Annotated in this window: 21 protein-coding genes, 1 tRNA gene and 1 pseudogene; 18 read left to right on the top strand and 5 right to left on the bottom strand. The window is 71.6% G+C overall.

Annotated features, from left to right (window positions below; translation table 11 throughout):
* From MHO01S_RS14230 to MHO01S_RS14220, 3 genes and pseudogenes are all read right to left on the bottom strand, one after another.
* Positions 1 to 221 (bottom strand): annotated as a pseudogene (locus tag MHO01S_RS14230) (hypothetical protein); the annotation flags it as partial.
* A 254-nt stretch (positions 222 to 475) separates the two neighbouring features.
* Positions 476 to 548: transfer RNA gene (locus MHO01S_RS14225), tRNA-Arg, on the bottom strand.
* 16 nt (positions 549 to 564) lie between these two features.
* Positions 565 to 1,332 carry an SGNH/GDSL hydrolase family protein gene (locus MHO01S_RS14220; RefSeq protein WP_082808091.1) on the bottom strand — a complete coding sequence of 256 codons (768 nt, stop codon included), beginning with the start codon at positions 1,330 to 1,332 and terminating at the stop codon, positions 565 to 567.
* A gap of 114 nt (positions 1,333 to 1,446) precedes the next feature.
* Between MHO01S_RS14220 and MHO01S_RS14215 the strand changes: the two genes are divergently transcribed.
* The 10 genes from MHO01S_RS14215 to MHO01S_RS14170 all read left to right on the top strand — a co-directional run bounded on the left by MHO01S_RS14215 (position 1,447) and on the right by MHO01S_RS14170 (position 13,780).
* Positions 1,447 to 2,292: a transglutaminase-like domain-containing protein gene (locus MHO01S_RS14215; RefSeq protein ID WP_060959185.1), complete on the top strand. Its 846-nt coding sequence runs from the start codon at positions 1,447 to 1,449 to the stop codon at positions 2,290 to 2,292.
* Positions 2,293 to 2,518: 226 nt separating this feature from the next.
* The gene (locus MHO01S_RS14210) at positions 2,519 to 4,186 is read left to right on the top strand and encodes an arginine--tRNA ligase (protein WP_061782503.1); all 1,668 of its coding nucleotides are present in this window, start codon (positions 2,519 to 2,521) and stop codon (positions 4,184 to 4,186) included.
* A 1-nt stretch (position 4,187) separates the two neighbouring features.
* Complete coding sequence (locus MHO01S_RS14205) at positions 4,188 to 5,030, top strand: LmeA family phospholipid-binding protein (protein WP_061782502.1); 843 nt, start codon at positions 4,188 to 4,190, stop codon at positions 5,028 to 5,030.
* Positions 5,031 to 5,163: 133 nt separating this feature from the next.
* Positions 5,164 to 6,600, top strand: a complete 1,437-nt coding sequence (gene lysA, locus MHO01S_RS14200; RefSeq protein ID WP_061782501.1) for a diaminopimelate decarboxylase — start codon at positions 5,164 to 5,166, stop codon at positions 6,598 to 6,600.
* Positions 6,597 to 7,937 carry a homoserine dehydrogenase gene (locus MHO01S_RS14195; RefSeq protein ID WP_061782500.1) on the top strand — a complete coding sequence of 447 codons (1,341 nt, stop codon included), beginning with the start codon at positions 6,597 to 6,599 and terminating at the stop codon, positions 7,935 to 7,937. Before lysA ends, MHO01S_RS14195 begins: the two co-directional genes overlap by 4 nt.
* Before the next feature lie 49 nt (positions 7,938 to 7,986).
* Positions 7,987 to 9,057 carry a threonine synthase gene (gene thrC / locus MHO01S_RS14190; RefSeq protein WP_060959190.1) on the top strand — a complete coding sequence of 357 codons (1,071 nt, stop codon included), beginning with the start codon at positions 7,987 to 7,989 and terminating at the stop codon, positions 9,055 to 9,057.
* On the top strand, positions 9,054 to 9,995 hold the full coding sequence (thrB, locus tag MHO01S_RS14185) for a homoserine kinase (protein WP_060959191.1): 942 nt from the start codon (positions 9,054 to 9,056) through the stop codon (positions 9,993 to 9,995). The genes thrC and thrB overlap by 4 nt, the downstream gene beginning before the upstream one ends.
* 165 nt (positions 9,996 to 10,160) lie before the next feature.
* A complete protein-coding gene (gene rho, locus MHO01S_RS14180) occupies positions 10,161 to 12,245 on the top strand; it encodes a transcription termination factor Rho (RefSeq protein WP_061782499.1) in 2,085 nt (694 codons plus the stop codon).
* Positions 12,246 to 12,253: 8 nt separating this feature from the next.
* Positions 12,254 to 13,330: a peptide chain release factor 1 gene (gene prfA, locus MHO01S_RS14175; RefSeq protein ID WP_060958901.1), complete on the top strand. Its 1,077-nt coding sequence runs from the start codon at positions 12,254 to 12,256 to the stop codon at positions 13,328 to 13,330.
* 45 nt (positions 13,331 to 13,375) lie between these two features.
* The gene (locus MHO01S_RS14170) at positions 13,376 to 13,780 is read left to right on the top strand and encodes a phage holin family protein (protein ID WP_060958900.1); all 405 of its coding nucleotides are present in this window, start codon (positions 13,376 to 13,378) and stop codon (positions 13,778 to 13,780) included.
* A gap of 7 nt (positions 13,781 to 13,787) precedes the next feature.
* On the opposite strand, the gene epsC is transcribed toward MHO01S_RS14170, so the two are convergent.
* Both epsC and cysK read right to left on the bottom strand, forming a co-directional pair.
* Entirely contained in the window at positions 13,788 to 14,393 is a 606-nt protein-coding gene (epsC, locus tag MHO01S_RS14165; RefSeq protein WP_060958899.1) for a serine O-acetyltransferase EpsC, read from the bottom strand.
* 8 nt (positions 14,394 to 14,401) lie between these two features.
* The gene (gene cysK, locus MHO01S_RS14160) at positions 14,402 to 15,340 is read right to left on the bottom strand and encodes a cysteine synthase A (protein ID WP_061782498.1); all 939 of its coding nucleotides are present in this window, start codon (positions 15,338 to 15,340) and stop codon (positions 14,402 to 14,404) included.
* Between the two features lie 176 nt (positions 15,341 to 15,516).
* Here cysK and prmC point away from each other — a divergent pair, with 176 nt between their 5' ends.
* The 8 genes from prmC to MHO01S_RS14120 all read left to right on the top strand — a co-directional run bounded on the left by prmC (position 15,517) and on the right by MHO01S_RS14120 (position 21,490).
* A complete protein-coding gene (gene prmC, locus MHO01S_RS14155; protein WP_060958897.1) occupies positions 15,517 to 16,413 on the top strand; it encodes a peptide chain release factor N(5)-glutamine methyltransferase in 897 nt (298 codons plus the stop codon).
* 112 nt (positions 16,414 to 16,525) lie between these two features.
* A complete protein-coding gene (locus MHO01S_RS14150; RefSeq protein WP_061782497.1) occupies positions 16,526 to 17,224 on the top strand; it encodes an L-threonylcarbamoyladenylate synthase in 699 nt (232 codons plus the stop codon).
* On the top strand, positions 17,221 to 18,408 hold the full coding sequence (locus MHO01S_RS14145) for an MraY family glycosyltransferase (RefSeq protein WP_060958895.1): 1,188 nt from the start codon (positions 17,221 to 17,223) through the stop codon (positions 18,406 to 18,408). Before MHO01S_RS14150 ends, MHO01S_RS14145 begins: the two co-directional genes overlap by 4 nt.
* On the top strand, positions 18,405 to 18,941 hold the full coding sequence (locus MHO01S_RS14140; protein ID WP_060958894.1) for a Cg1360 family ATP-synthase-associated protein: 537 nt from the start codon (positions 18,405 to 18,407) through the stop codon (positions 18,939 to 18,941). The genes MHO01S_RS14145 and MHO01S_RS14140 overlap by 4 nt, the downstream gene beginning before the upstream one ends.
* Positions 18,942 to 18,986: 45 nt before the next feature.
* Positions 18,987 to 19,856, top strand: a complete 870-nt coding sequence (gene atpB, locus MHO01S_RS14135) for a F0F1 ATP synthase subunit A (protein ID WP_082734090.1) — start codon at positions 18,987 to 18,989, stop codon at positions 19,854 to 19,856.
* Between the two features lie 49 nt (positions 19,857 to 19,905).
* The gene (atpE, locus tag MHO01S_RS14130; RefSeq protein ID WP_060958893.1) at positions 19,906 to 20,139 is read left to right on the top strand and encodes an ATP synthase F0 subunit C; all 234 of its coding nucleotides are present in this window, start codon (positions 19,906 to 19,908) and stop codon (positions 20,137 to 20,139) included.
* Positions 20,140 to 20,165: 26 nt separating this feature from the next.
* The gene (locus MHO01S_RS14125) at positions 20,166 to 20,702 is read left to right on the top strand and encodes a F0F1 ATP synthase subunit B (RefSeq protein ID WP_060958892.1); all 537 of its coding nucleotides are present in this window, start codon (positions 20,166 to 20,168) and stop codon (positions 20,700 to 20,702) included.
* Positions 20,702 to 21,490, top strand: coding sequence for a F0F1 ATP synthase subunit delta (locus MHO01S_RS14120; protein ID WP_061782496.1), 789 nt, complete (start codon positions 20,702 to 20,704; stop codon positions 21,488 to 21,490). The genes MHO01S_RS14125 and MHO01S_RS14120 overlap by 1 nt, the downstream gene beginning before the upstream one ends.
* Positions 21,491 to 21,505 lie beyond the last annotated feature (15 nt).

Genomic DNA, 21,505 nt, shown 5'->3' with positions numbered 1-21,505 from the left:
CGCGCTGCAGGATGCGGGCCGTCGTGCGCGCTGAAGTGCAGCGCCGCGAGAGGGATGCGCTCGTCCGCCGCGTGGAACTGGCCGAAGACGTCGAAGCCCCGCGGCACGCGGAGCGGGATGAACCCGTAGCCGTGGATGCCGAGGCGTGTGAAGTGCTTGTTGTCGGTGGAGGCCGGGAGCAGGTACGGGACGACGATGCCCTGCTCGTCCTCCGCCGCCATCGCCGCCTGCAGGGTCTCTCCTCGTCGGCGAGGAACGCGAGGAACGCGAGGACGAGATCGGCGACACCCGTGTCGACGGTGTCGATGCGGATGAGATCGCGGGCGAAGGCGACGGCCTCCTCCTCCAGCAGCGTCGTGCGGGTCATGTCTCGACGGGAGGAGGAGGGGTGTCCCCGTGCCGCGAGATGAGCGCGTGTGACGGCGCATGACGACGCGTGACGCGGACGCGTCGCGACGACGTGCGGAACTAGGAGTGCCCCCGACAGGAATCGAACCTGCGACCTTTGGTACCGGAAACCAACGCTCTATCCCCTGAGCTACGGAGGCGTACCGATCGAGGGTATCACCGCTGCAGCGCCGCGACCGCCGCCGCGAGCCGCTCCGCGAGGTAGCGGTGCCCGGCGGTCGAGGGGTGCTGGCGCCCGGCACCGGCGTCGATCACCTGCGCGTAGTTCGCCGGCGTGATCCAGCGCTCGCGGACGGGGGAGATGTACCACCAGCCGCGCGCAGCGGCCGCGGCGGCGAGATCCGCGTCGATCCGCGCCGTCGCCGCTTCGACGGGCAGCACCTGCGGCGCCGGCCCGAGGATGACCACCTGCGCGCGCGGGAGCCGCTCGGCCAGGGCGTCCCACGCGGCATCCACCGCCTGCCGATAGCCCGCCGCCGGCTCGCGTCGATCGTTGATCGAGCCCTGCACGATCACGAGGTCCGGATCGAGCCGCGGGTCGAGCGCCGCGATGCGCGTGGCGTAGTCGGGCCCGTCGATTCCGGGTGTGAGATACCCGGAGCCGCGCACGCCGTCGACCACCGTCGTCCAGCCGGCGAGATCGCCGACCACGGCGGCGTAGCCGAGGGCCGGCGATGCGGCTGCCGAGCCGTAGGTCCAGGAGTCGCCGAACACCAGCACCGTGGGGTGATCCGGCAGCACGAGGGATGCCGGTGCCACCGCCACGGCGTCGCTGCCGGCGGCCGCGACCGCGGCCGGTGCCGGGTCGGCGATGCGCACCGCGAGCTGCCAGACACCCACGCCGCAGGCGACCGCGACGAGCGTCGCGAGCGTCGCCGGTGCGCCCGCCGGAAGGCGGCGACGCGGGCGGCGGACGGCGGACATGCGACGAGAGTAGGTCACGGCCGGCACAAACCGGAATCGGCCGTCGGGGACCCGCGTGAGAGGGTCCGGACATCCGTGTGCGCGACCGCCTCCGCGGCGTGCGAGGATACTGCGGTGCAACGCCTCGTGACCGCCGAACTGGACCTCGATCTCGGGGCCTCCGTCGACCTCATCTTCCAGATCGCGGCGGCCCAGCCGGCCCCGGTCCTGCGCGAGGAGTTGACCTTCACGCAGGGCGATCGCGTGTACACCCCGACGGAGATCATCGACCAGTCCGGGAGCCGGCTGCACCGCCTTCTGGGCGAGTCGGGACGTCTCGAGGTGCGCTACGAGGCGCTCATCGAGGGCCACGTCGCCCAGCGCGCGACGAGCGACCTGGAAGCCATCACCTACCTGCGCCCCAGCCGCTACTGCCAGTCCGACGAGGTGTTCTCGCAGGCGCGGCGTCAGTTCCGGGGGCTGCAGGGCCTCGACCTCATCGCGGCCGTCAGTGAGTTCGTCGCCTCCAGCACGACCTACACGCCGGGGCTCAGCCAGGGCACCGACTCGGCCGTCACCACGCTGATGACCGGCCAGGGCGTCTGCCGCGACTACGCGCACGTCGTCATCGCCCTGCTGCGGGCCATGGACATGCCGGCCCGCTACGCCGCGTGCTTCGCGCCGGGGCTGCGCCCGATGGACTTCCACGCCGTCGCCGAGGCCTACCTCGACGGCAGCTGGTACGTCATCGACGCCACCCGCCTCGCGAACCGCCGCTCGCTGGTGCGCATCGCGACCGGCCGCGACGCCGCCGACTGCGCGTTCCTCAGCTACCACGGCGGCTACGTCGGCCTGCAGCGGATGCGCGTCGACGCGTGCGTCCTGCCGGACGACGCGTCCGACGTCGCGGCGCAGGATGCCGCGGCCGCGGCATCCGACCCCGCTCTCGACGACTTCGCCGAGCTCGTCCAGCTCGCCTGACCCGGCCGCGCCAGCCGGGCCGCCACCGCGGCCGTGGGGCTCGACGTGCCTGCGCAACTCCGCCTTTGGGTCTGCTGTCCGCAGCTTTCGTGGCTTCGCAGACGTCTCAGGTGGAGTTGTGCCGGCGCCCGTGCGCGGGGAGGGCCTGCAAGACCCGCACCTCACGACGGATGCCGAGCCGCGCACGCAGGTTGCGGGCGGCACGCGCCCGTAGACTTGACGGGCTATGAACCCCGACGCCCTCTCCGCCGCCCTCCTCGCCGTCATCGCCCCGCTCGCCGAGGCGCGACGCCCCGGTGCGAGCGCCGGTCTGACCGCGGCCGACCTGCCGCTGGAGCGGCCGCGCAACCGCGACCACGGCGACTGGGCGTCCAACGCCGCGCTGAAGCTCGGCAAGGCGGTCGGGGCGAACCCGCGCGAGTTCGCGCAGGAGATCGCCGACGCGCTCGCCGCCACCGACGGCGTCGCGAGCGTCGAGGTCGCCGGTCCCGGCTTCATCAACATCCGTCTCGAGGCGGGCGCCGCCGGTGCCCTGGCCCGGACGATCGTCGAGGCCGGCGCGGCCTACGGCACCAACGAGACCCAGCGCGGGCAGAGCATCAACCTGGAGTTCGTGAGCGCGAACCCGACCGGCCCGATGCACATCGGCCACACCCGGTGGGCGGCCCTGGGCGACGCGATCGCGCGGGTGCTCCTGGCCAGCGGTGCGACGCTCGTGCGCGAGTTCTACATCAACGACGCGGGCGCGCAGATGGACCGCTTCGGCCGTTCCGTGCTCGCCGCCATCAAGGGCGAGCCGACCCCCGAGGACGGCTATCCGGGCTCCTACATCGACGACCTCGCCCGTCGCGTCCTCGCCGAGCTCCCGGGCATCCTCGACCTGCCGGCGGAGGATCAGGTGGTCGAGGCGCGCGATCGGGCGTACGCCCTGCAGCTGGCCGACCTGCAGGCGTCGCTGGAGAAGTTCAACGTCCACTTCGACGTGTTCTTCAGCGAGCGCACGCTCCACGCCCACGGCCCGAACGGCGAGCCGAGCCTCGTCGACGAGGCCGTCGACCGCCTGCGGGCCCAGGGGCACGTGTTCGACCAGGACGACGCCGTGTGGGTGCGTACGACCGACTTCGGTGACGACAAGGATCGCGTGATCCGTCGCTCCAACGGCGAGTACACCTACTTCGCCGCCGACGCCGCCTACTACCTCAACAAGAGCGACCGCGGCTTCGCGCACAAGATCTACCTCCTCGGTGCCGACCACCACGGCTACGTCCACCGCCTCAAGGCGCTCGCGGGCGCGGCGGGCGACGACCCCGAGAAGGACATCGAGGTGCTGATCGGCCAGCTCGTCTCGGTCAACGGCGCGCGGCTGTCCAAGCGCGCCGGCAACATCATCGAGCTCGACGACCTGCGCGACTGGCTCGGCACCGATGCGCTGCGCTACTCGCTCGCGCGGTACCCCGCCGATTCGCCGCTGACGCTCGACCCCGAGATCCTCACGAAGCGCACGAACGACAACCCCGTCTTCTACGTGCAGTACGCGCATGCCCGCACGCACAACGTCGCGCGCAACGCGGCGGACTCCGGCGTCGACCGCAGCGCGTTCGTGCCCGAGCTGCTGGACCACGAGAGCGAGTCGGCCCTGCTCGGCGCCCTGCAGGAGTTCCCGCGCATCGTGGCCTACGCCGCCGAGGTGCGCGAGCCGCACCGTGTCGCGCGCTACCTCGAGGAGCTCGCGAGCCTGTACCACCGCTGGTACGACACCTGCCGGGTGACGCCGCTGGGTGACGAGCCGGTCACCGACCTGCACCGCACGCGGCTCTGGCTCAACGACGCGACCGGTCAGGTGCTGCGCAACGGACTCGGACTCCTCGGTGTGAGCGCGCCCGAGCGGATGTGACGTGAGCGACCAGCACCCCACCCAGCCGCTTCCCGACCCGACGGCGCAGTGGGTGCTGTCGACGGATGCCGCGGCATCCGCACCGCGACGACGCCGCAGCCGCCGCTGGCCGTGGCTGATCGCCGTGCTCGCGGTCGCGGCGCTCGCCGTCGGCGCGTGGTTCGCGGGGGAGTACATCGCCCGCGGTGTCGTGGAGCGGACGATCCGCGAGCAGGTCGTGTCGCGGCTCGACCTCCCCGCCGATCAACAGATCGACGTCGCCGTCCCCGGTCAGATGCTGCCGCAGCTGATCGCGGGCCGTCTCGACGAGGTCACCGTGTCCGCCGCGGACGTCCCGCTCGGGCAGCTCACGGGCGACGTCGAGGTGCACGCCGCGGGTGTGCCCGTCGGCGGCGACCAGCCGCTGCAGAGCGCGTCGGCGACCGTGCGTCTGGACGAGGCCCAGGTGCGGGCGCTGCTCGGCACCGTCGAGGGCTTCCCGGCGGATGCCGTCACGCTCGAGGCGCCGGACATCGTGATGTCGACGGAGCTGAGGCTGTTCGCCCTGTCGGTGCCGGTCGGGGTGAGCCTCGCCCCCTCGACGTCGGACGGCGACCTGGTGCTCACGCCGCGCACGCTGCGGGTGTCGGGCGCCGAGGTGTCGGCGGACGTGCTGATCGACCAGTTCGGCGCGGTCGCGCGCACCGTGGTGCGCGACTGGGACGTGTGCGTGAAGCAGTACCTGCCCGCCGGGCTCACGCTGTCCGCGGTGCGCGTCGACGGATCGCAGGTGGTCGCGGACATCGCGGTCGATCCGCGGATCACCGTCGACACGGCCCTGCAGCAGAAGGGCACGTGCAGCTGAGGCGGGGCGGGCCCGGGGGTCTCGCGGGGGTCGTCACATGCGTGAGGCGGCATGCGGGGGTGCCCTAGACTTCTAGGACTGCCGGGCGTGACGTGACCGTCGGCAGCCCGACCCCACACGATTGGTTCCGCACGTGTCCGCCGCCTCCGACCGCCCGCTCGTGCCCGCGTGGCTCACCGTGCCGGACGATGCGAACGCGCTCGCCGCGGCCGTGTGGCCGGCCTCGGCCGCCCGCGACGACGACGGCCAGCTGCTCATCGCCGGCGTCGGCGCCGCCGCGCTGCGCGCCCGCTTCGGCACACCGCTGTACGTCCTCGACGAGGATGCCGTGCGCCGACGCGCCCGCGAGGTGCGTGAGGCGTTCGCCGCCGCCGCTGCCCGCCACGGGGTGCAGGCCCGGGTCTACTACGCCGGCAAGGCGTTCCTGTCGACGGAGGTCGTGCGGTGGGTCACCGAAGAGGGACTCGCGGTCGACGTCGCCACCGGCGGTGAGCTCGCCGTGGCCCTCGCCGCCGGCGCCGACGCGTCGCGGCTCGGGCTGCACGGCAACAACAAGTCGGTGGCCGAGCTGGAGCGCGCCGTCGAGATCGGCATCGGCTCGATCGTCATCGACTCCCGCATCGAGCTCGAGCGGCTCGCCGCGATCGTGGAGCGCCGCGTCGCCGCCGGGGCCGAGCCGCAGGCGGTCCTCGTCCGCGTGAACAGCGGCGTGCACGCCGAGACGCACGACTTCCTCGCCACCGCCCACGAGGACCAGAAGTTCGGGTTCGCCCTCGCCGACGCCCCGGCCGTCGTCGCCCGCATCCGCGAGCTGCCGGGCCTGCGCTTCGTCGGCCTGCACTGCCACATCGGCTCGCAGATCTTCGGCGCGCGCGGCTTCGAGGAGTCCGCGGCTCGCGTGGTCGACCTCCACGCGCAGCTGCTCGCCGGCGGCGACATCCCCGTCCTCAACCTGGGGGGCGGCTTCGGCATCGCCTACACGTCGGTCGATACGCCCACGCCCATCGCCGCGCTGGCCGACGGCATCGTCGACGCCGTCGCGCGCGAGTGCGAGGTCCGCGGCATCCCGCTTCCTCACCTCGCCTTCGAGCCGGGCCGCACGATCGTCGGTCGCGCCGGTGTGACCCTGTACGAGGTGGGCACCGTCAAGCCCGTGCAGGTCAGCGACGAGCTCGAACGGCTCTACGTCAGCGTCGACGGCGGCATGAGCGACAACGCGCGTCCGGCGCTGTACGGCGCGCAGTACTCCGCCCGTCTCGCATCGCGCACCTCGGATGCCGCGCCCGCCCTGGCCCGCGTGGTGGGCCGCCACTGCGAGTCCGGCGACATCGTCGTCGACGCGGAGTACCTGCCCGGCGACGTCACCCCCGGCGACCTGCTCGCCGTGCCCGCGACCGGCGCCTACTGCTTCTCGCTGTCGAGCAACTACAACTACGTGCCGCGGCCGCCGGTCGTCGCCGTCCGGGACGGCGCGGCACGGGTGATCGTGCGCGGCGAGACCATCGACGACCTGCTGGCGCGCGACCTCGGGGTCGCGTCCGGCTCCCCATCCGGCGAGGAGAACGAATGACCGACTACCGTCGACTGCGTGTGGCCCTGCTCGGGGCGGGGGCCGTCGGGTCCCAGGTCGCCGCGCTCCTGCGCAAGCACGCGGACGAGTTGGCCGACCGCGCCGGCGCCGCGCTCGATCTCGTCGGCATCGCGGTGCGCAACCCCGATGCGCCGCGCGACGCGGACCTGCCGCGCGAGCTGTTCACCACCGACTCCGAGCAGCTGATCGTCGGCGCCGACATCGTCATCGAGCTGATGGGCGGCATCGAGCCCGCCCGCACCGACATCCTGCTGGCGCTGTCGTCGGGCGCCGACGTGGTCACCGCCAACAAGGCGCTGCTGGCCACGCACGGCCCGGAGATCTTCGACGCCGCCGATCAGGTGGGCGCGTCGGTGTACTACGAGGCCGCCGCCGCCGGTGCCATCCCGATCATCCGGCCGCTGCGCGACTCGCTCGCCGGCGACCGCGTGCAGCGGATCATGGGCATCGTCAACGGCACGACCAACTACATCCTCGACCGCATGGACAGCGAGGGCAGCGGCTTCGACGAGGTCCTCGCCGACGCGCAGAAGCTCGGCTACGCGGAAGCGGACCCCACGGCGGACATCGAAGGCTACGACGCGGCGCAGAAGGCGGCCATCCTCGCCTCGCTCGCGTTCCACACCGCCGTCCCGCTCGACGCCGTGCACCGCGAGGGCATCACGCGCATCGACAAGCAGGCGATGGATGCCGCCCGTCACGCCGGCTACGTCATCAAGCTGCTGGCCGTCTGCGAGCGTCTCGCCGACGCCGAGGCTGACTCGCCCACCGGCGAGGCGATCTCGGTGCGCGTGTACCCCACCCTGATCCCGCGCGAGCACCCGCTGGCGAGCGTGCACGGCGCCAACAACGCGGTCTTCGTCCAGGCCGAGGCGGCCGGGAACCTGATGTTCTACGGCGCGGGCGCCGGCGGCGTGCAGACGGCGTCCGCCGTGCTCGGCGACGTCGTGTCGGCGGCGCGGCGCCACATCGCCGGCGGGGTCGGGGTCGGCGAGTCCACGCGCGCGAACCTCCCGGTGCTCCCGATCGGCCGCGTCACCACGCGCTACCAGATCACCCTCGAGGTCTCCGACGAGCCGGGTGTGCTCGCGACGGTGGCCGGCATCCTCAGCGAGGGACGCGTGTCGATCGCGACGGTCGAGCAGACGATCGAGCCGACCGTGCCCACCGAGGCCGAGGACGCTCCGGGTGTCGCGCGGCTGGTCATCGGCACCCACACGGCACGCGAGCAGGACCTCAGCGACACCGTCGACCGTCTCGCCGCCAGCGGCGTGGTCGGCCGCGTCGTGTCGGTCCTGCGCGTCGAAGGCAATTGATCCGGGGAAACTGAACTCGCGGTCGCGGCACCGCAAGAAGGAGATGGACATGGCACACGTCTGGCAGGGAGTCCTGCGCGAATACGCCGATCGGCTCGGCGTCACGGAGACGTCGACGGTCGTGACGCTCGGCGAGGGCGGCACGCCCCTGATCCCCGCCGCGGCGCTCTCGCAGCAGACCGGCGCGAACGTCTTCATCAAGTTCGAGGGCATGAACCCGACCGGCTCGTTCAAGGACCGCGGCATGACGGTCGCGCTCTCGCGCGCCGTCGAGCACGGCGCGAAGGCCGTCATCTGCGCCTCGACCGGCAACACGTCGGCATCCGCCGCCGCCTACGCGGCGCACGCGGGCATCACGGCGGCCGTGCTGGTCCCGGAGGGCAAGATCGCGATGGGCAAGCTCAGCCAGGCGGTCATCCACGGCGGTCGGCTGATCCAGGTGCGCGGCAACTTCGACGACTGCCTCGAGATCGCGCGCGAGCTCGCCGACAACTACCCCGTCCACCTCGTCAACTCGGTCAACCCCGACCGCATCGAGGGGCAGAAGACGGCCGCCTACGAGGTCGTCTCCCAGCTCGGCGACGCCCCCGACTTCCACCTCATCCCCGTCGGCAACGCCGGCAACTACACGGCCTACTCCCGGGGCTACCGCGAGGAGGCCGCGCGCGGCGTCGCGACCAAGGTGCCGCGCATGTTCGGCTTCCAGGCCGAGGGCTCCGCGCCGCTCGTGCGCGGCGAGGTCGTCCGCAACCCCGAGACGATCGCCTCGGCGATCCGCATCGGCAACCCCGCCTCGTGGGAGCTCGCCCTCGAAGCGCGCGACGCGACCCAGGGCTGGTTCGGCGCCATCGACGACGCGCGCATCCTCGCGGCGCAGAAGCTGCTGGCCAGCACGGCCGGCGTCTTCGTCGAGCCCGCCAGCGCGATCGGCGTCGCGGGCCTGCTGGACCGGGCTGAGGCGGGCGTGATCCCCGCCGGCGCGACCATCGTCATCACCGTCACCGGCCACGGCCTCAAGGACCCCCAGTGGGCCCTGCGCAACGCCGACGGCACCGAGGTCGAGCCCACCGTCGTCGACGCGACGACCAGTGAGGTCGCGTCCGTCCTCGACCTGGCATGACCGCGGCAGAGGCGGGGCGTGCCGTCGCGGTGCGCGTGCCCGCGACGAGCGCCAACCTCGGGCCCGGCTTCGACACGCTGGGCCTCGCGCTGAGCTCGTACGACGAGCTCGTCGTCACGGCGCTGCCCGAGCCGGGGCTGGAGATCGTCGTCTCGGGGGAGGGCGCCGCGGACGTGCCCACCGACGCCTCGCACCTGGTCGTGCGGGCCATGGCGTACGCCTTCGAGGCCTCCGGCCGTCCGATGCCCGGCATCCGTCTCGTCGCGCACAACACCATCCCGCACGGGCGCGGCATGGGCTCGTCGGGCGCGGCGGTCGTCGCCGGACTGCTCGCGGCCCAGGGGCTGCTCGCCGGCGACGTCGAGCTCGGTCCCGACACGCTGCTGCGGCTCGCGACGGAGCTCGAGGGGCACCCCGACAACGTCGCACCGGCGCTGTTCGGCGGCCTCACGATCGCGTGGATGGACGAGAACGGCCCGCAGCACAAGAAGCTGCTGGTGCACCGCGGCGTGGCTCCGCTCGTGTTCGTCCCCGACTTCACGATGTCCACGTCGGTCGCGCGCGGGCTCGCGCCCCTGCAGGTCACGCGCGAGGACGCCGTCTTCAACGTGTCGCGCTCGGCCCTGCTGATCGCGGCGCTCACGCAGAGCCCGGAGCTGCTGATGGCGGCCACCGAGGACAAGCTGCATCAGTCGTACCGGGCCCAGGCGATGCCGGCGACCGACGAGCTCGTTCGCGCCCTGCGTGCCCGTGGCTTCGCGGCGGTGGTGTCGGGAGCCGGACCGAGCGTGCTCGTGCTCGCCGACGGTCCCGGTCAGCGTCTCGCGGCCGCGGAGGTGGCGGCCACCGTCACGGACACTCCGTGGGAGCCGCGCATGCTCGCCGTCGACGTCAGGGGTGGTACAGTGAGGAACCATACGGAGGGTGCCACGGCGTGACCGTGAATCTGGCCTCCGTCGCAATTCTGCGAACCACCGCATAACCCTCACGTTGCACCATCGCGCGTCTGAGCTAGACGTGCATGCGCGCACGAGAGCGGTAGCGCCTGTCGTGGACGGCGCGATGCGGACGGTCCCCGTCCACATGCCTACGAAGGAGAACTCGTGGAGTCCCTCTCCGAGATCCAGACCGAGAACATCGAGAACGTCGAGAACACGGAAGCCGCCGGCGACGCCGCCGCGACCGAGGTGACCGACGCCCCCACCGCCGAGGAGACCCCGGCGGAGGAGACCCCCGTCGAGGAGGCCGCCGCCGAGGAGGCTCCCACCGAGGAGGCTCCCGCGGAGGAGCCCGTCGCGCCGGAGGAGCCCGCCGCCGAGGCCGTCCAGAGCGAGGCCCCCGACGTCGAGGTGCCCTCGGATGCCGAGGCCCCCGCCGCCGCGAGCGAGGAGGCGCCGGTCGTCGAGAAGCCCGTCAAGGCGCCGCGCAAGCGTGCCCCGCGCCGTGCGAAGAGCACCGACGTGCCGGCCGCCGAGGCGACGGATGCCGAGGCCCCCGCCGCCGAGGCCCCCGCCGCCGAGACCGCCGCCGTCGTCGAGACCGCCGACGCGCCCGTCGCCGAGAGCGCGGACGCGCCCGCCGAGACCGCCGCGCCGGCGGAGACCCCCGACACCGCGGCTGCGGCGACCGACGCCGTCGCCCCGTCCGGTGAGGGCGAGACCGCTCCTGCCCAGGACGAGACGGGTGCCGACGCTGCAGCCGCCGACGCCACGGCATCCGGCGAGAACGCGGCCGAGGGCGAGACCCCCAGCCGCAGCCGCAGCCGTTCGCGCAGCCGCAGCCGCAACCGCGGCCAGCGCGGCGAGAACGCCCAGGCCGCGCAGAACGCCCCGGCCACGCAGGGCGGTCAGAACGCGCCGGCCGCTCCCGCGGCCCCCGCCGAGGACAACACGTCGAACGACGACGCCGACGAGCAGGGTCAGGGACGCGGTCGTCAGCGCAACAAGCGTCGCGGCGGACAGAACCAGAACGGCGACGAGTTCGAGACCGAGATCGGCGAGGACGACGTCCTCATCCCGATCGCCGGCATCCTGGACGTGCTCGACAACTACGCGTTCGTGCGCACGACGGGCTACCTGCCGGGCGCCAGCGACGTCTACGTCTCGCTCGGCCAGGTCAAGAAGTACAACCTGCGCAAGGGCGACGCCGTCGTCGGCGCCATCAAGCAGCCGCGCGAGGGCGAGCAGTCGAGCCGCCAGAAGTACAACGCGCTGGTGAAGGTCGACGCCATCAACGGCCTGTCGGTCGACGACGCCGCCGAGCGCGTCGAGTTCGGCAAGCTCACGCCGCTCTACCCGCAGGAGCGCCTGCGCCTGGAGACGGCGCCGGAGAAGCTCACGCAGCGCATCATCGACCTCGTCGCCCCGATCGGCAAGGGCCAGCGCGGTCTCATCGTCGCGCCGCCGAAGGCCGGCAAGACGATCGTCCTGCAGCAGATCGCGAACGCGATCGCGACGAACAACCCCGAGGTCCACCTCATGGTCGTGCTCGTCGACGAGCGCCCCGAAGAGGTCACCGACATGCAGCGCACGGTCAAGGGCGAGGTCATCGCCTCGACCTTCGACCGCCCGGCCGAAGACCACACGACCGTCGCGGAGCTCGCCATCGAGCGCGCCAAGCGCCTCGTGGAGCTCGGCCGCGACGTCGTCGTGCTGCTCGACTCGATCACGCGTCTCGGCCGCGCCTACAACATCTCGGCGCCCACCAGCGGCCGCGTGCTCAGCGGTGGCGTCGACGCGTCGGCCCTGTACCCGCCCAAGCGCTTCTTCGGTGCCGCCCGCAACATCGAGAACGGCGGATCGCTCACCATCCTCGCGACGGCGCTCGTGGAGACCGGCTCCAAGATGGACGAGGTCATCTTCGAGGAGTTCAAGGGCACCGGCAACAGCGAGCTGCGCCTGTCGCGTCAGCTGGCCGACAAGCGCATCTTCCCGGCCGTCGACGTCAACGCCTCGTCCACGCGCCGCGAGGAGATGCTGCTGAACCCCGACGAGGTCAAGATCACCTGGAAGCTGCGTCGCGCCCTCGCCGGCCTCGACCCGCAGCAGGCTCTCGAGGTGGTCCTCGGCAAGCTCAAGGAGACGAGCTCGAACGTGGAGTTCCTCTACCAGATGCAGAACGTGCAGATGAAGTCGGTGTCCACGACCGCCGGCGGCCACAGCCACGGACACGAGAACAGCATCCGCTGAGCGGGACCGTGTTCGAGTCCGTCCAGGCGCTGATCGACGAGCACCGCGCGGTCCAGGAGGAGCTCTCCGACCCCGCGGTGCACGCCGATGCCGCCCGCGCGAAGCGCGTCAACCGTCGCTACGCCGAGCTGTCGAAGATCGTCGCGGCGCACGACGCGTGGCGTGCGGCGGACGACGACCTCGCCGCCGCGCGTGAGCTCGCCCGTGAGGACGACGCCTTCGCCGACGAGGTCCCGGTCCTCGAGGAGCGGGTCGCCGCCGCGCAGGAGAAGCTGCGGCGCCTGCTCATCCCGCGCGACCCCGATGACGCGCGCGACGTGATCCTCGAGGTCAAGGCGGGGGAGGGCGGCGCCGAGTCGGCCCTGTTCGCGGCCGATCTCCTGCGGATGTACCTGCAGTACGCGGCATCCATGGGGTGGAAGACCGAGCTGCTGGAACGCAACGAATCCGATCTGGGCGGCTACAAGGACGTCCAGGTCGCGATCAAGGGCAGCTCGACCGACCCCGCGCAGGGGGTGTGGGCCCACCTCAAGTACGAGGGCGGCGTGCACCGTGTGCAGCGCGTCCCCGCGACCGAGTCGCAGGGGAGGATCCACACGTCGACGACGGGTGTCCTCGTCTTCCCGGAGGTCGACGAGCCCGAAGAGGTGCAGATCGACGCGAACGACCTCAAGATCGACGTGTTCCGCTCGTCGGGTCCGGGTGGACAGTCCGTCAACACGACCGACTCCGCGGTGCGCATCACGCACCTGCCGACCGGCATCGTCGTCTCGATGCAGAACGAGAAGAGCCAGCTGCAGAACCGCGAGGCCGGCATGCGGGTGCTGCGTGCCCGGCTGCTCGCCAAGCAGCAGGAGGAGCGGGATGCCGCGGCATCCGACGCCCGCCGTTCGCAGATCCGCGGCATGGACCGTTCCGAGCGCATCCGCACGTACAACTTCCCCGAGAACCGCATCGCCGACCACCGCACCGGCTACAAGGCCTACAACCTCGATCAGGTCATGGACGGGGCCCTCGGGCCCCTCATCGAGTCGGCCATCGCCGCCGACGAAGAGGCGCGGCTGGCGGCGCTCGGCGGCGACTGACCGCGTGGGTCGTCGCGCGCCGACGGATGCCGCTACGCTCGCGTCATGATCACGTTCCTCCTGCGCGCCCTCGTCTTCCTCGCGTCGGCGGCGGTCGGCCTCATCGTCGCCGACATCGTGCTGCCCGGCTTCACGATCGACTGGCGCAGTCCGTTCGGGTTCATCCTGGCGATCGTGATCTTCGCGGTGCTGCAGAGCGTCCTCGCCCCGTGGCTCGCGCGCGTCGCCCAGCGCAACGCGCCGGCCTTCCTCGGCGGCATCGGCATCGTGTCGACCTTCGTCGCGCTGCTCGTGACGGCGATCATCCCGGGGGCGGGGCTCACGATCGGATCGCCCTGGTGGACCTGGGTGGTCGCCCCGATGATCGTGTGGGTCGTCACCGCGATCGCGGCGTTCCTGCTGCCCGCGGTGCTCCTCAAGAAGAAGGTCGAGAGCCGCCGCGCGTCCTGACGATGCGTCAGATGTAGTACTCCGGCGTCGTCAGCAGCGCGCGGGTGTCTTCGCCCGCGCGGCGCGTGCGCGCCTTCGCGGGAACGCCGACCAGCACCGAGTCCTCCGGTGCGTCGCGCGTGACGACCGCGTTGGCCCCGATGACGGATCCGGCGCCGATGCGCACGGGGCCGAGGATCTTCGCGCCGGCGCCCACCGCCACGCCGTCGCCCAGGGTGGGGTGGCGCTTGCCCGCGTCGCGGGTGCGTCCGCCGAGGGTGACGCCGTGGTAGAGCATGACGTCGTCGCCGATCTCGGCGGTCTCGCCGATCACGACGCCCATGCCGTGGTCGATGAAGAAGCGGCGCCCGATGGTCGCGCCGGGATGGATCTCCACCCCGGTCAGCCAGCGCGTCAGCTGCGACAGGGCCCGGGCCGGGAAGCGCCAGCCGCGCCGCCACAGGGCGTTCGCCAGGCGGTAGGACCAGATCGCGTGCAGGCCGGAATAGAGCACGGCGATCTCCGCCGCGCCGCGGGCTGCGGGGTCGCGCAGCTTCGCGGCCGCGATGTCCTCGCGGACGCGGGCGAACGCCCCGAGTCGCGGCGCGGCGGAGGGGCCGGTGGTGCGGGTCACGTCGGGGATCAGTCCTCGCGCAGGTGCTCGTAGAGCGCCGTCGAGAGGTACCGCTCGCCGAAGGACGGGATGATCACGACGATGTTCTTGCCCTCGGCCTCGGGGCGGGCGGCGATCTGCAGCGCGGCCCAGATCGCGGCGCCGGAGGAGATGCCGACGAGGATGCCCTCCGTGGTTGCGACCTCGCGGGCGACGCGGATCGCGTCGTCGAACTCGACGTCGACGACCTCGTCGATGACGCCCTGATCGAGGATCTCCGGGATGAAGTTCGGTCCGATGCCCTGGATCTTGTGCGGCCCGGGCGTGCCCTTGGTCAGCAGCGGGGAGTCGGCCGGCTCGACGGCGATGACCTTCGCCTCCGGCACCCGCTCCTTCAGCACCTGGCCGACGCCGGTGATCGTGCCGCCGGTGCCGATGCCGGCCACGAAGTAGCCGATCTCGCCGTCGGTGTCGCGGAGGATCTCCTCGGCCGTCGTCTTGCGGTGGATGGCGGGGTTGGCCTCGTTGGCGAACTGCTTGGCGAGGATGGCGCCGGGCGTCGCGGCGGCGATCTCCTCCGCCTTCGCGACGGCGCCCTTCATGCCGAGCGCGGGCTCGGTGAGCACGAGCTCGGCACCGTAGGCCTTCAGCAGCAGACGACGCTCGACCGACATCGACGCGGGCATCGTGAGGATGACCTTGTAGCCGCGTGCGGCGCCGACCATCGCCAGCGCGATGCCGGTGTTGCCGCTCGTGCCCTCGACGATCGTGCCGCCCGGCTGCAGCGCGCCCGCCGCTTCGGCGGCGTCGACGATCGCGATGCCGAGGCGGTCCTTGACGGAGGACGCCGGGTTGTAGAACTCGAGCTTGGCGAGCACCGTTCCGGGCAGGCCCTCGGCGATGCGGTTCAGACGCACCAGGGGAGTGTTGCCGAATGCGCTCGTGATGTCGGGGTGGATGCCGGACATGGCCTGCCTTTCGTGCGGTCGGGTGCCGCCCGGTCGTGCGTGATCGCGTCGCCGTCGGCGTCTCGCACCAGCCTAAGCGCCCGATCTGCTCCGGAGTCGATTGTGACGATTCTTCACGGGTGCACGGGCCTCCCGCGCGGCATCCGCCGGCGGGCGCGACTAGGGTGGGAGGGCTCATGATCCCCCCGCACGATTCCGGCGCGCCCGCACGACGCGCTGCCACCGGCCTGTCCGACCTGCTCCGACGGGCGACGCAGACGCTCGCCGCCGCGGGGGTGCCGACGCCCGACGTCGATGCGGAGCTGCTGGCGGCGCACGTCTGGGGCCGCACGCGCGGAGAACTGCTCGCCGCGGCTCTGCGTGGCGACGACGTCCCCGATGACACGACGGCGTTCGAGGCGCTGATCGCCCGCCGCGCCGCCCGTGAGCCGCTCCAGCACCTCACGGGCACGGCTCCTTTCCGCCATCTCGAGCTGCGGGTGGGTCCGGGAGTCTTCGTGCCGCGGCCCGAGACCGAGATGGTCGCCCAGCTCGCCATCGACGCGCTGCGCGCCGTGCCGGATGCCGAGCCCGTCGCCGTCGACCTGGGCACCGGCTCGGGCGCCATCGCGTTGGCGATGGCCACGGAGGTGCCGCACGCGCAGGTGCACGCGGCGGAGAACGCGCTCGACGCGTTCGTGTGGGCGAAGGAGAACTTCGCCCGGCACGCGCCGCAGGCGCGCCTGGCGTTCATCGACCTCGCCGACGCGTTCCCGGAGCTCGACGGCTCGGTGGCCGTGCTCGTCTCCAACCCGCCCTACGTCCCCGACGCCGCCGTGCCGCGCGACCCGGAGGTGCGCCACTGGGACCCGCCGTCGGCGCTGTACGGGGGAGAGGACGGCCTGGACGTCGTCCGCGTGCTCTCCCGGGTCGGCCGGCGTCTGCTGCGCCCCGGCGGGACCCTCGTGATCGAGCACGGGGAATGGCAGGGCGGCCCCATCCGCGCGCTGCTGGAGGCCGACGGCTGGCGCGCGTGCGCCACGCATCCCGACCTCACCCTCCGCGACCGGGCGACGACGGCCCTCCGCCCCTGACCTTCCGGTCGTCGAGCGAGCGCAGCGAGTCGAAACGTCGCGTGCCTTCCGGTCGTTGAGCGAGCGCAGCGAGTCGAAACGTCGCGCGGGTCAAACGTAGACTGGACACGATATGTCTGAGTTCTTCGACGCCCGCGACACGGAGCAGCTGCTTCCGGGTCTGCGCAAGGCACGGCAGGCGATCGGGCGCGGTGAGCTCATCGTCATGCCGACGGACACCGTGTACGGCATCGCAGCCGACGCGTTCAGCGCCAGCGCCGTCGCCGCGCTCCTGGCGGCGAAGGGGCGTGGGCGCCAGTCGCCCCCTCCGGTCCTGGTCGCGGGCCTGTCGACGATGCGCGCCCTGGTCTCGGACGTTCCGGCTCCCGTGGAGCGACTGGTCGAGGAGTTCTGGCCGGGCGGGTTGACGATCGTGCTGCCGTCGCAGCCCTCCCTGTCGTGGGACCTCGGCGACACGGGCGGCACCGTGGCGGTGCGCATGCCCGCCGACCGCATCGCGCTCGAGCTGCTCGAGGACTGCGGCCCGCTGGCGGTCTCCAGCGCCAACCTCACCGGCAAGGCCGCGGCCGTCGACGTGCACAGCGCCTACACGATGCTCCGCGACAGCGTCTCCGTCTACCTCGACGGGGGACCGTCCTCGCACGGCGTCGCGTCGACGATCGTCGACGCGACGGGACTCGCCGTCCCGGGAGGGCGTCCCGTCCGGGTGCTCCGCGAGGGCGCCGTCCCGCGCGACCGGCTCCGCGAGGTGCTGGGCGAGCTGCTCGAGCCCGACCCCGAGCCGCTCGGCGACGACGCGCCCGCGCCATGAGGTTCTATCTGCTCACCGTCGCCGTGACGGCCGTGGCGACCCTCGGCTTCACCTGGGTCGTCTGGCGGATCGGGATGCGGCTCAAGCTGTACCCCGAGATCCGTGAGCGTGACGTCCACACCACGCCCAAGCCGCGCGTCGGCGGTGTGGCCATGTTCCTCGGCGTGCTGGTGGCCTTCGGCATCTCCTCGCAGATCGGCTACTTCCAGATCTTCTGGGCCGATCCGGCGGTCATCTGGTCGCTGCTCGGCGCGTCCGCCCTGATCGTCGTCGTCGGTGTGCTCGACGACCTGTGGGATCTGGACTGGATGATCAAGCTGGGTGCGCAGTTCCTCGCCGCCGGCATCGTGGTGGGCTTCGGCGGCATCCAGATCTTCTTCATCCCGTTCGGCCAGCAGTTCGTGGTGTCGAGCTTCGCGAGCTTCGCGATGTCGGTGATCGCGATCGTCATCGTCATGAACGCGGTCAACTTCATCGACGGACTGGACGGTCTCGTCGCCGGGGTCGCTCTCATCGCCAACGCGGTGTTCTTCGTGTACACCTACCTCGTCGCGCGCGACACGGGCGCATCGAGTTACTCGAGCCTCGCCTCGTTCATCGCCGTCGCCCTCATCGGTGTGTGCGTCGGCTTCCTGCCGCTGAACTGGAACCCGTCGAAACTGTTCATGGGAGACTCGGGGGCGCTCCTGCTCGGTCTTCTCATGGCGTCGTCGGCGATCGTGTTCACGGGCAACCTGCCGCCGGCGCTGCTCGGCGACAACGACGTGTTCGGCCGCTCGCAGCTGCTGGGTGCGTTCATCCCCATCCTGCTGCCCGTCGTCGTCGTGCTGCTGCCGCTGCTGGACTTCGGGATGGCGATCGTGCGCCGCATGGCGCGCGGGAAGTCGCCCTTCTCTCCCGATCGCAAGCACCTGCACCACCGCATGCTCGACATGGGGCACAGCGACCGCGACGCCGTCCTCATCTTCTACGCATGGACGGCCGTGGTGTCGGTGGGCGTGCTGCTCATGTACATCGGGACGACCCAGAACTGGCCGGGGGACTACGCGATCGGCGGGGTGTTCGTCCTCGTCGGCATCGCGGCCTGCCTCGTCGTCACCTTCATGCCGTCCCGGCGTTCCGCCCCCACCGCTGCCGACGGCGCCGCGGCGCCCCCGTCCGATCCGACCCCGAGGACCTCATGAGCTCCCTGTCCAGCACCACCGTCCTGCGCACGACCCTCCTGTGGTCAGCCCTCGCCACCGGCATCCTGGCCGTCGTCGGCGCGCTGATCGGCTTCGCCGTGGCCGGGACCTCCGGTCTGTGGAGCGCGCTGGTCGCGATCGTCCTCGCGGCGGTCTTCCTCGGGTTCACGGCGGTCACGATCCTCGTGTCCAACCGGTGGTTCGGCGATCCGCTGTACGTGCCGATCTTCTTCGGCGCCGTGATGGGCGGATGGCTGCTGAAGTTCGTCGTCTTCCTCGTCGTGCTGTTCCTGCTGCGGGGTCAGCCGTGGCTGAATGCCGGCGTGTTCTTCATCGCGCTCGTCATCAGCGTGGTGGTCTCGCTCGCGATCGACGCGATCGTGATGGTGCGCATGCGCGTGCCCGTCGTCAGCGACGCCTCGCTGCCCACGCTCGCCGACGTCATCGACGAAGCGCGACGCCCGGCGCCCCCGGAAAGGGGGGATGCCGAGGACGGTCCGCAGCCCGCGGACGATAACCCCTCCCGGGGCTGATAGGCTGTCTCTGCGCCCGTTCGCGCTCCGCGAAACGCGTGCGCAGTGACGCTCACACCGACCATCGTCGCACCGGTTGCATCCGGTGCCCCGAAGCTGGAGCCAGCGCTGTTTACCCAAGCTGCGACACTGATCGCCAAGACCGCCGAAGACGGCGGCTTCCACGGCCCGTCCATCGATGAGTTCTTCCCGGACGTCCTCTTCAGCGTCCTGGGCGTCCCCGTCACGCGGATCCACCTCATCCAGTTCGTCGCGACGATCGCTCTCGTGCTGTTCCTGTGGGCCGGAACCCGTCGCATGCGGATCGTGCCGGGCCGTTTCCAGAGCATCGCCGAGATGGGCCTGGACTTCGTCCGCGTGAACATCGCCGAAGACCTCCTGGGCAAGAAGGACGGGCAGCGCTTCCTGCCGATCCTCACCACGATGTTCTTCATGATCCTGTTCTTCAACATCACAGGCATCATCCCGTTCATGAACCTCGCCGGGACGAGCATCATCGCCGTCCCGCTGATGCTCGCGGTGATCAGCTACGTGACGTTCATCTACGCGGGTATGAAGAAGAGCCCGAAGAACTTCTTCAAGAACGCGCTGTTCCCCTCGGGCGTCCCGCCGTTCCTCTACATCATCGTCACGCCGCTGGAGTTCCTGTCGACGTTCATCATCCGCCCGGTGACGCTCACCCTGCGACTGCTGATGAACATGATCGTCGGTCACCTCATGCTCGTCCTGTTCTTCTCGGCGACGCAGTTCTTCCTCATCACCCTCGGCGGCTGGTGGTCGGCTCTGGCGGCGGGCTCGCTCGCCTTCGGTCTGGCCTTCACCCTGTTCGAGATCCTGGTGGCCTTCCTCCAGGCCTACGTCTTCACCATCCTCACCGCGGTCTACATCCAGCTCGCGGTGGCAGAAGAGCACTGAGCGGGCGAGGCTCCCGCCTCTCCCACCCAACCCCGAAAGGAAAAACCCCGTGGACGCAACTACGGTTCTCGCCGAGCTTTCCGGCAACGTCGCGACGATGGGCTACGGCCTCGCGGCCATCGGCCCCGCCATCGGCGTGGGCATCGTCGTCGGCAAGACGATCGAGGGCGTCGCCCGTCAGCCCGAGCTGGCCGGCCGCCTGCAGGTCCTCATGTGGATCGGTATCGCCTTCACCGAGGCGCTCGCCTTCATCGGCATCGCTGCCGGCTTCATCTTCGTCTGATCGCCCGCACCAGTTAAGGAGACAGGATGCGCAATCTTGTCGCGTACGCCGCGGAGGAAGCGGGCCACAACCCGCTCATCCCCGCCTGGTACGACATCATCTGGTCGGGTGTCTGCTTCATCGTCATCCTCGTCGTGGTGTGGAAGGTCGCCCTTCCCAAGATGAAGGTGCTGCTCGACAACCGTGCCGCCGCCATCGAAGGCAACATCGCGAAGGCCGACGAGGCGCAGCGCAAGGCCGAAGCCGCGCTCGAGGAGTACACGGCGCAGCTCGCCGAGGCTCGCAAGGAGGCCGGTGAGATCCGCGACGCCGCCCGTGAGGACGGCAAGAAGATCGTCGCCGAGGCGAAGGACACGGCATCCGCCGAGGCCTCGCGCCTGACCGCCGCCGCGCACACGCAGATCGAGGCGGAGCGCCAGACGGCGCTCGTGTCGCTGCGCAGCGAGGTCGGCACCCTGGCGCTCGACCTGGCCGGCGGCGTCATCGGCGAGTCGCTCTCGGACGACGCCAAGGCGAAGGGCGTCGTGGACCGCTTCCTCGCCGACCTCGAGAAGGCGAAGTAATGGGCAGCGCGACCACTCAGGCACTGGCGACGACCACGGCGGAGCTGACGGCAGCCGGCGTGGGCGACCTCACGGTCGCTCGCGAGCTGTTCGCGGCCGCGCGCGAGATCGCCGACTCGGCGCAGCTGAGCGGCGCGCTCTCCGCATGGGGCGCGCCTGCCGAGGCGCGCGCCCAGGTCGCCCGCGCCGTGTTCGCCGGGTACGGTCCCGTCGCCGTCCGCCTGCTGACCTCCGCGGTCTCGCAGCGCTGGTCGTCGACGCACGACCTCATCTCCGGCATCGAGGAGCTCGCGATCCGCGCCGCCGCGATCGGGGCTCCCGGCACGGACGTCGAGGGCGAGCTGTTCCAGGTCGCACGCCTCGTCGCGGCCAACCCCGAGCTCGAGCTGGCGCTCGGCAGCAGGCGGGGCGACGCGTCGGCCAAGGGCGCGCTGATCGAGAAGCTGCTCGGCGGTCGGGCGGGAGAGGCCACGGCCCTCATCGCCTCGCAGCTGGTGCAGCAGCCCCGGGAGCGCCGTGTGCGCTTCCTTCTGAACCGCGCGCTCCAGCTCGTCGCCGACCAGCGCGGCAAGAAGGTCGCCACCGTGCGGGTGGCCGGCGCGCTCGACGCCGCGCAGCAGGATCGCCTCGCGGCCGCGCTGAGCGCCCGCTACGACGCCGACGTCACCGTGAACGTCGTCGTCGACCCGGAGGTGCTGGGCGGAATGCGCGTGGAGATCGGTGACGACGTCATCGACGGGACCGTCTCCTCCCGAATCAACGACTTGCGCCAGCGCCTCGCTGGCTAGAACAGAAGGAACACC

Source organism: Microbacterium hominis NBRC 15708 (genome assembly GCF_001592125.1).
GTDB lineage: Bacteria > Actinomycetota > Actinomycetes > Actinomycetales > Microbacteriaceae > Microbacterium > Microbacterium hominis.
This window is presented reverse-complemented; position numbering and strand designations above follow the sequence as displayed.

Excerpts from the sequence above, each read along its gene's own strand:
- MHO01S_RS14220 (WP_082808091.1), bottom strand. The coding sequence starts at position 1,332 with ATGTCCGCCGTCCGCCGCCCGCGTCGCCGCCTTCCGGCGGGCGCACCG.
- prmC (WP_060958897.1), top strand. The coding sequence starts at position 15,517 with ATGATCCCCCCGCACGATTCCGGCGCGCCCGCACGACGCGCTGCCACC.
- MHO01S_RS14210 (WP_061782503.1), top strand. The coding sequence starts at position 2,519 with ATGAACCCCGACGCCCTCTCCGCCGCCCTCCTCGCCGTCATCGCCCCG.
- MHO01S_RS14150 (WP_061782497.1), top strand. The coding sequence starts at position 16,526 with ATGTCTGAGTTCTTCGACGCCCGCGACACGGAGCAGCTGCTTCCGGGT.
- MHO01S_RS14195 (WP_061782500.1), top strand. The coding sequence starts at position 6,597 with ATGACCGACTACCGTCGACTGCGTGTGGCCCTGCTCGGGGCGGGGGCC.
- MHO01S_RS14140 (WP_060958894.1), top strand. The coding sequence starts at position 18,405 with ATGAGCTCCCTGTCCAGCACCACCGTCCTGCGCACGACCCTCCTGTGG.
- MHO01S_RS14125 (WP_060958892.1), top strand. The coding sequence starts at position 20,166 with ATGCGCAATCTTGTCGCGTACGCCGCGGAGGAAGCGGGCCACAACCCG.
- cysK (WP_061782498.1), bottom strand. The coding sequence starts at position 15,340 with ATGTCCGGCATCCACCCCGACATCACGAGCGCATTCGGCAACACTCCC.
- MHO01S_RS14170 (WP_060958900.1), top strand. The coding sequence starts at position 13,376 with ATGATCACGTTCCTCCTGCGCGCCCTCGTCTTCCTCGCGTCGGCGGCG.
- thrB (WP_060959191.1), top strand. The coding sequence starts at position 9,054 with ATGACCGCGGCAGAGGCGGGGCGTGCCGTCGCGGTGCGCGTGCCCGCG.
- MHO01S_RS14120 (WP_061782496.1), top strand. The coding sequence starts at position 20,702 with ATGGGCAGCGCGACCACTCAGGCACTGGCGACGACCACGGCGGAGCTG.
- thrC (WP_060959190.1), top strand. The coding sequence starts at position 7,987 with ATGGCACACGTCTGGCAGGGAGTCCTGCGCGAATACGCCGATCGGCTC.
- MHO01S_RS14145 (WP_060958895.1), top strand. The coding sequence starts at position 17,221 with ATGAGGTTCTATCTGCTCACCGTCGCCGTGACGGCCGTGGCGACCCTC.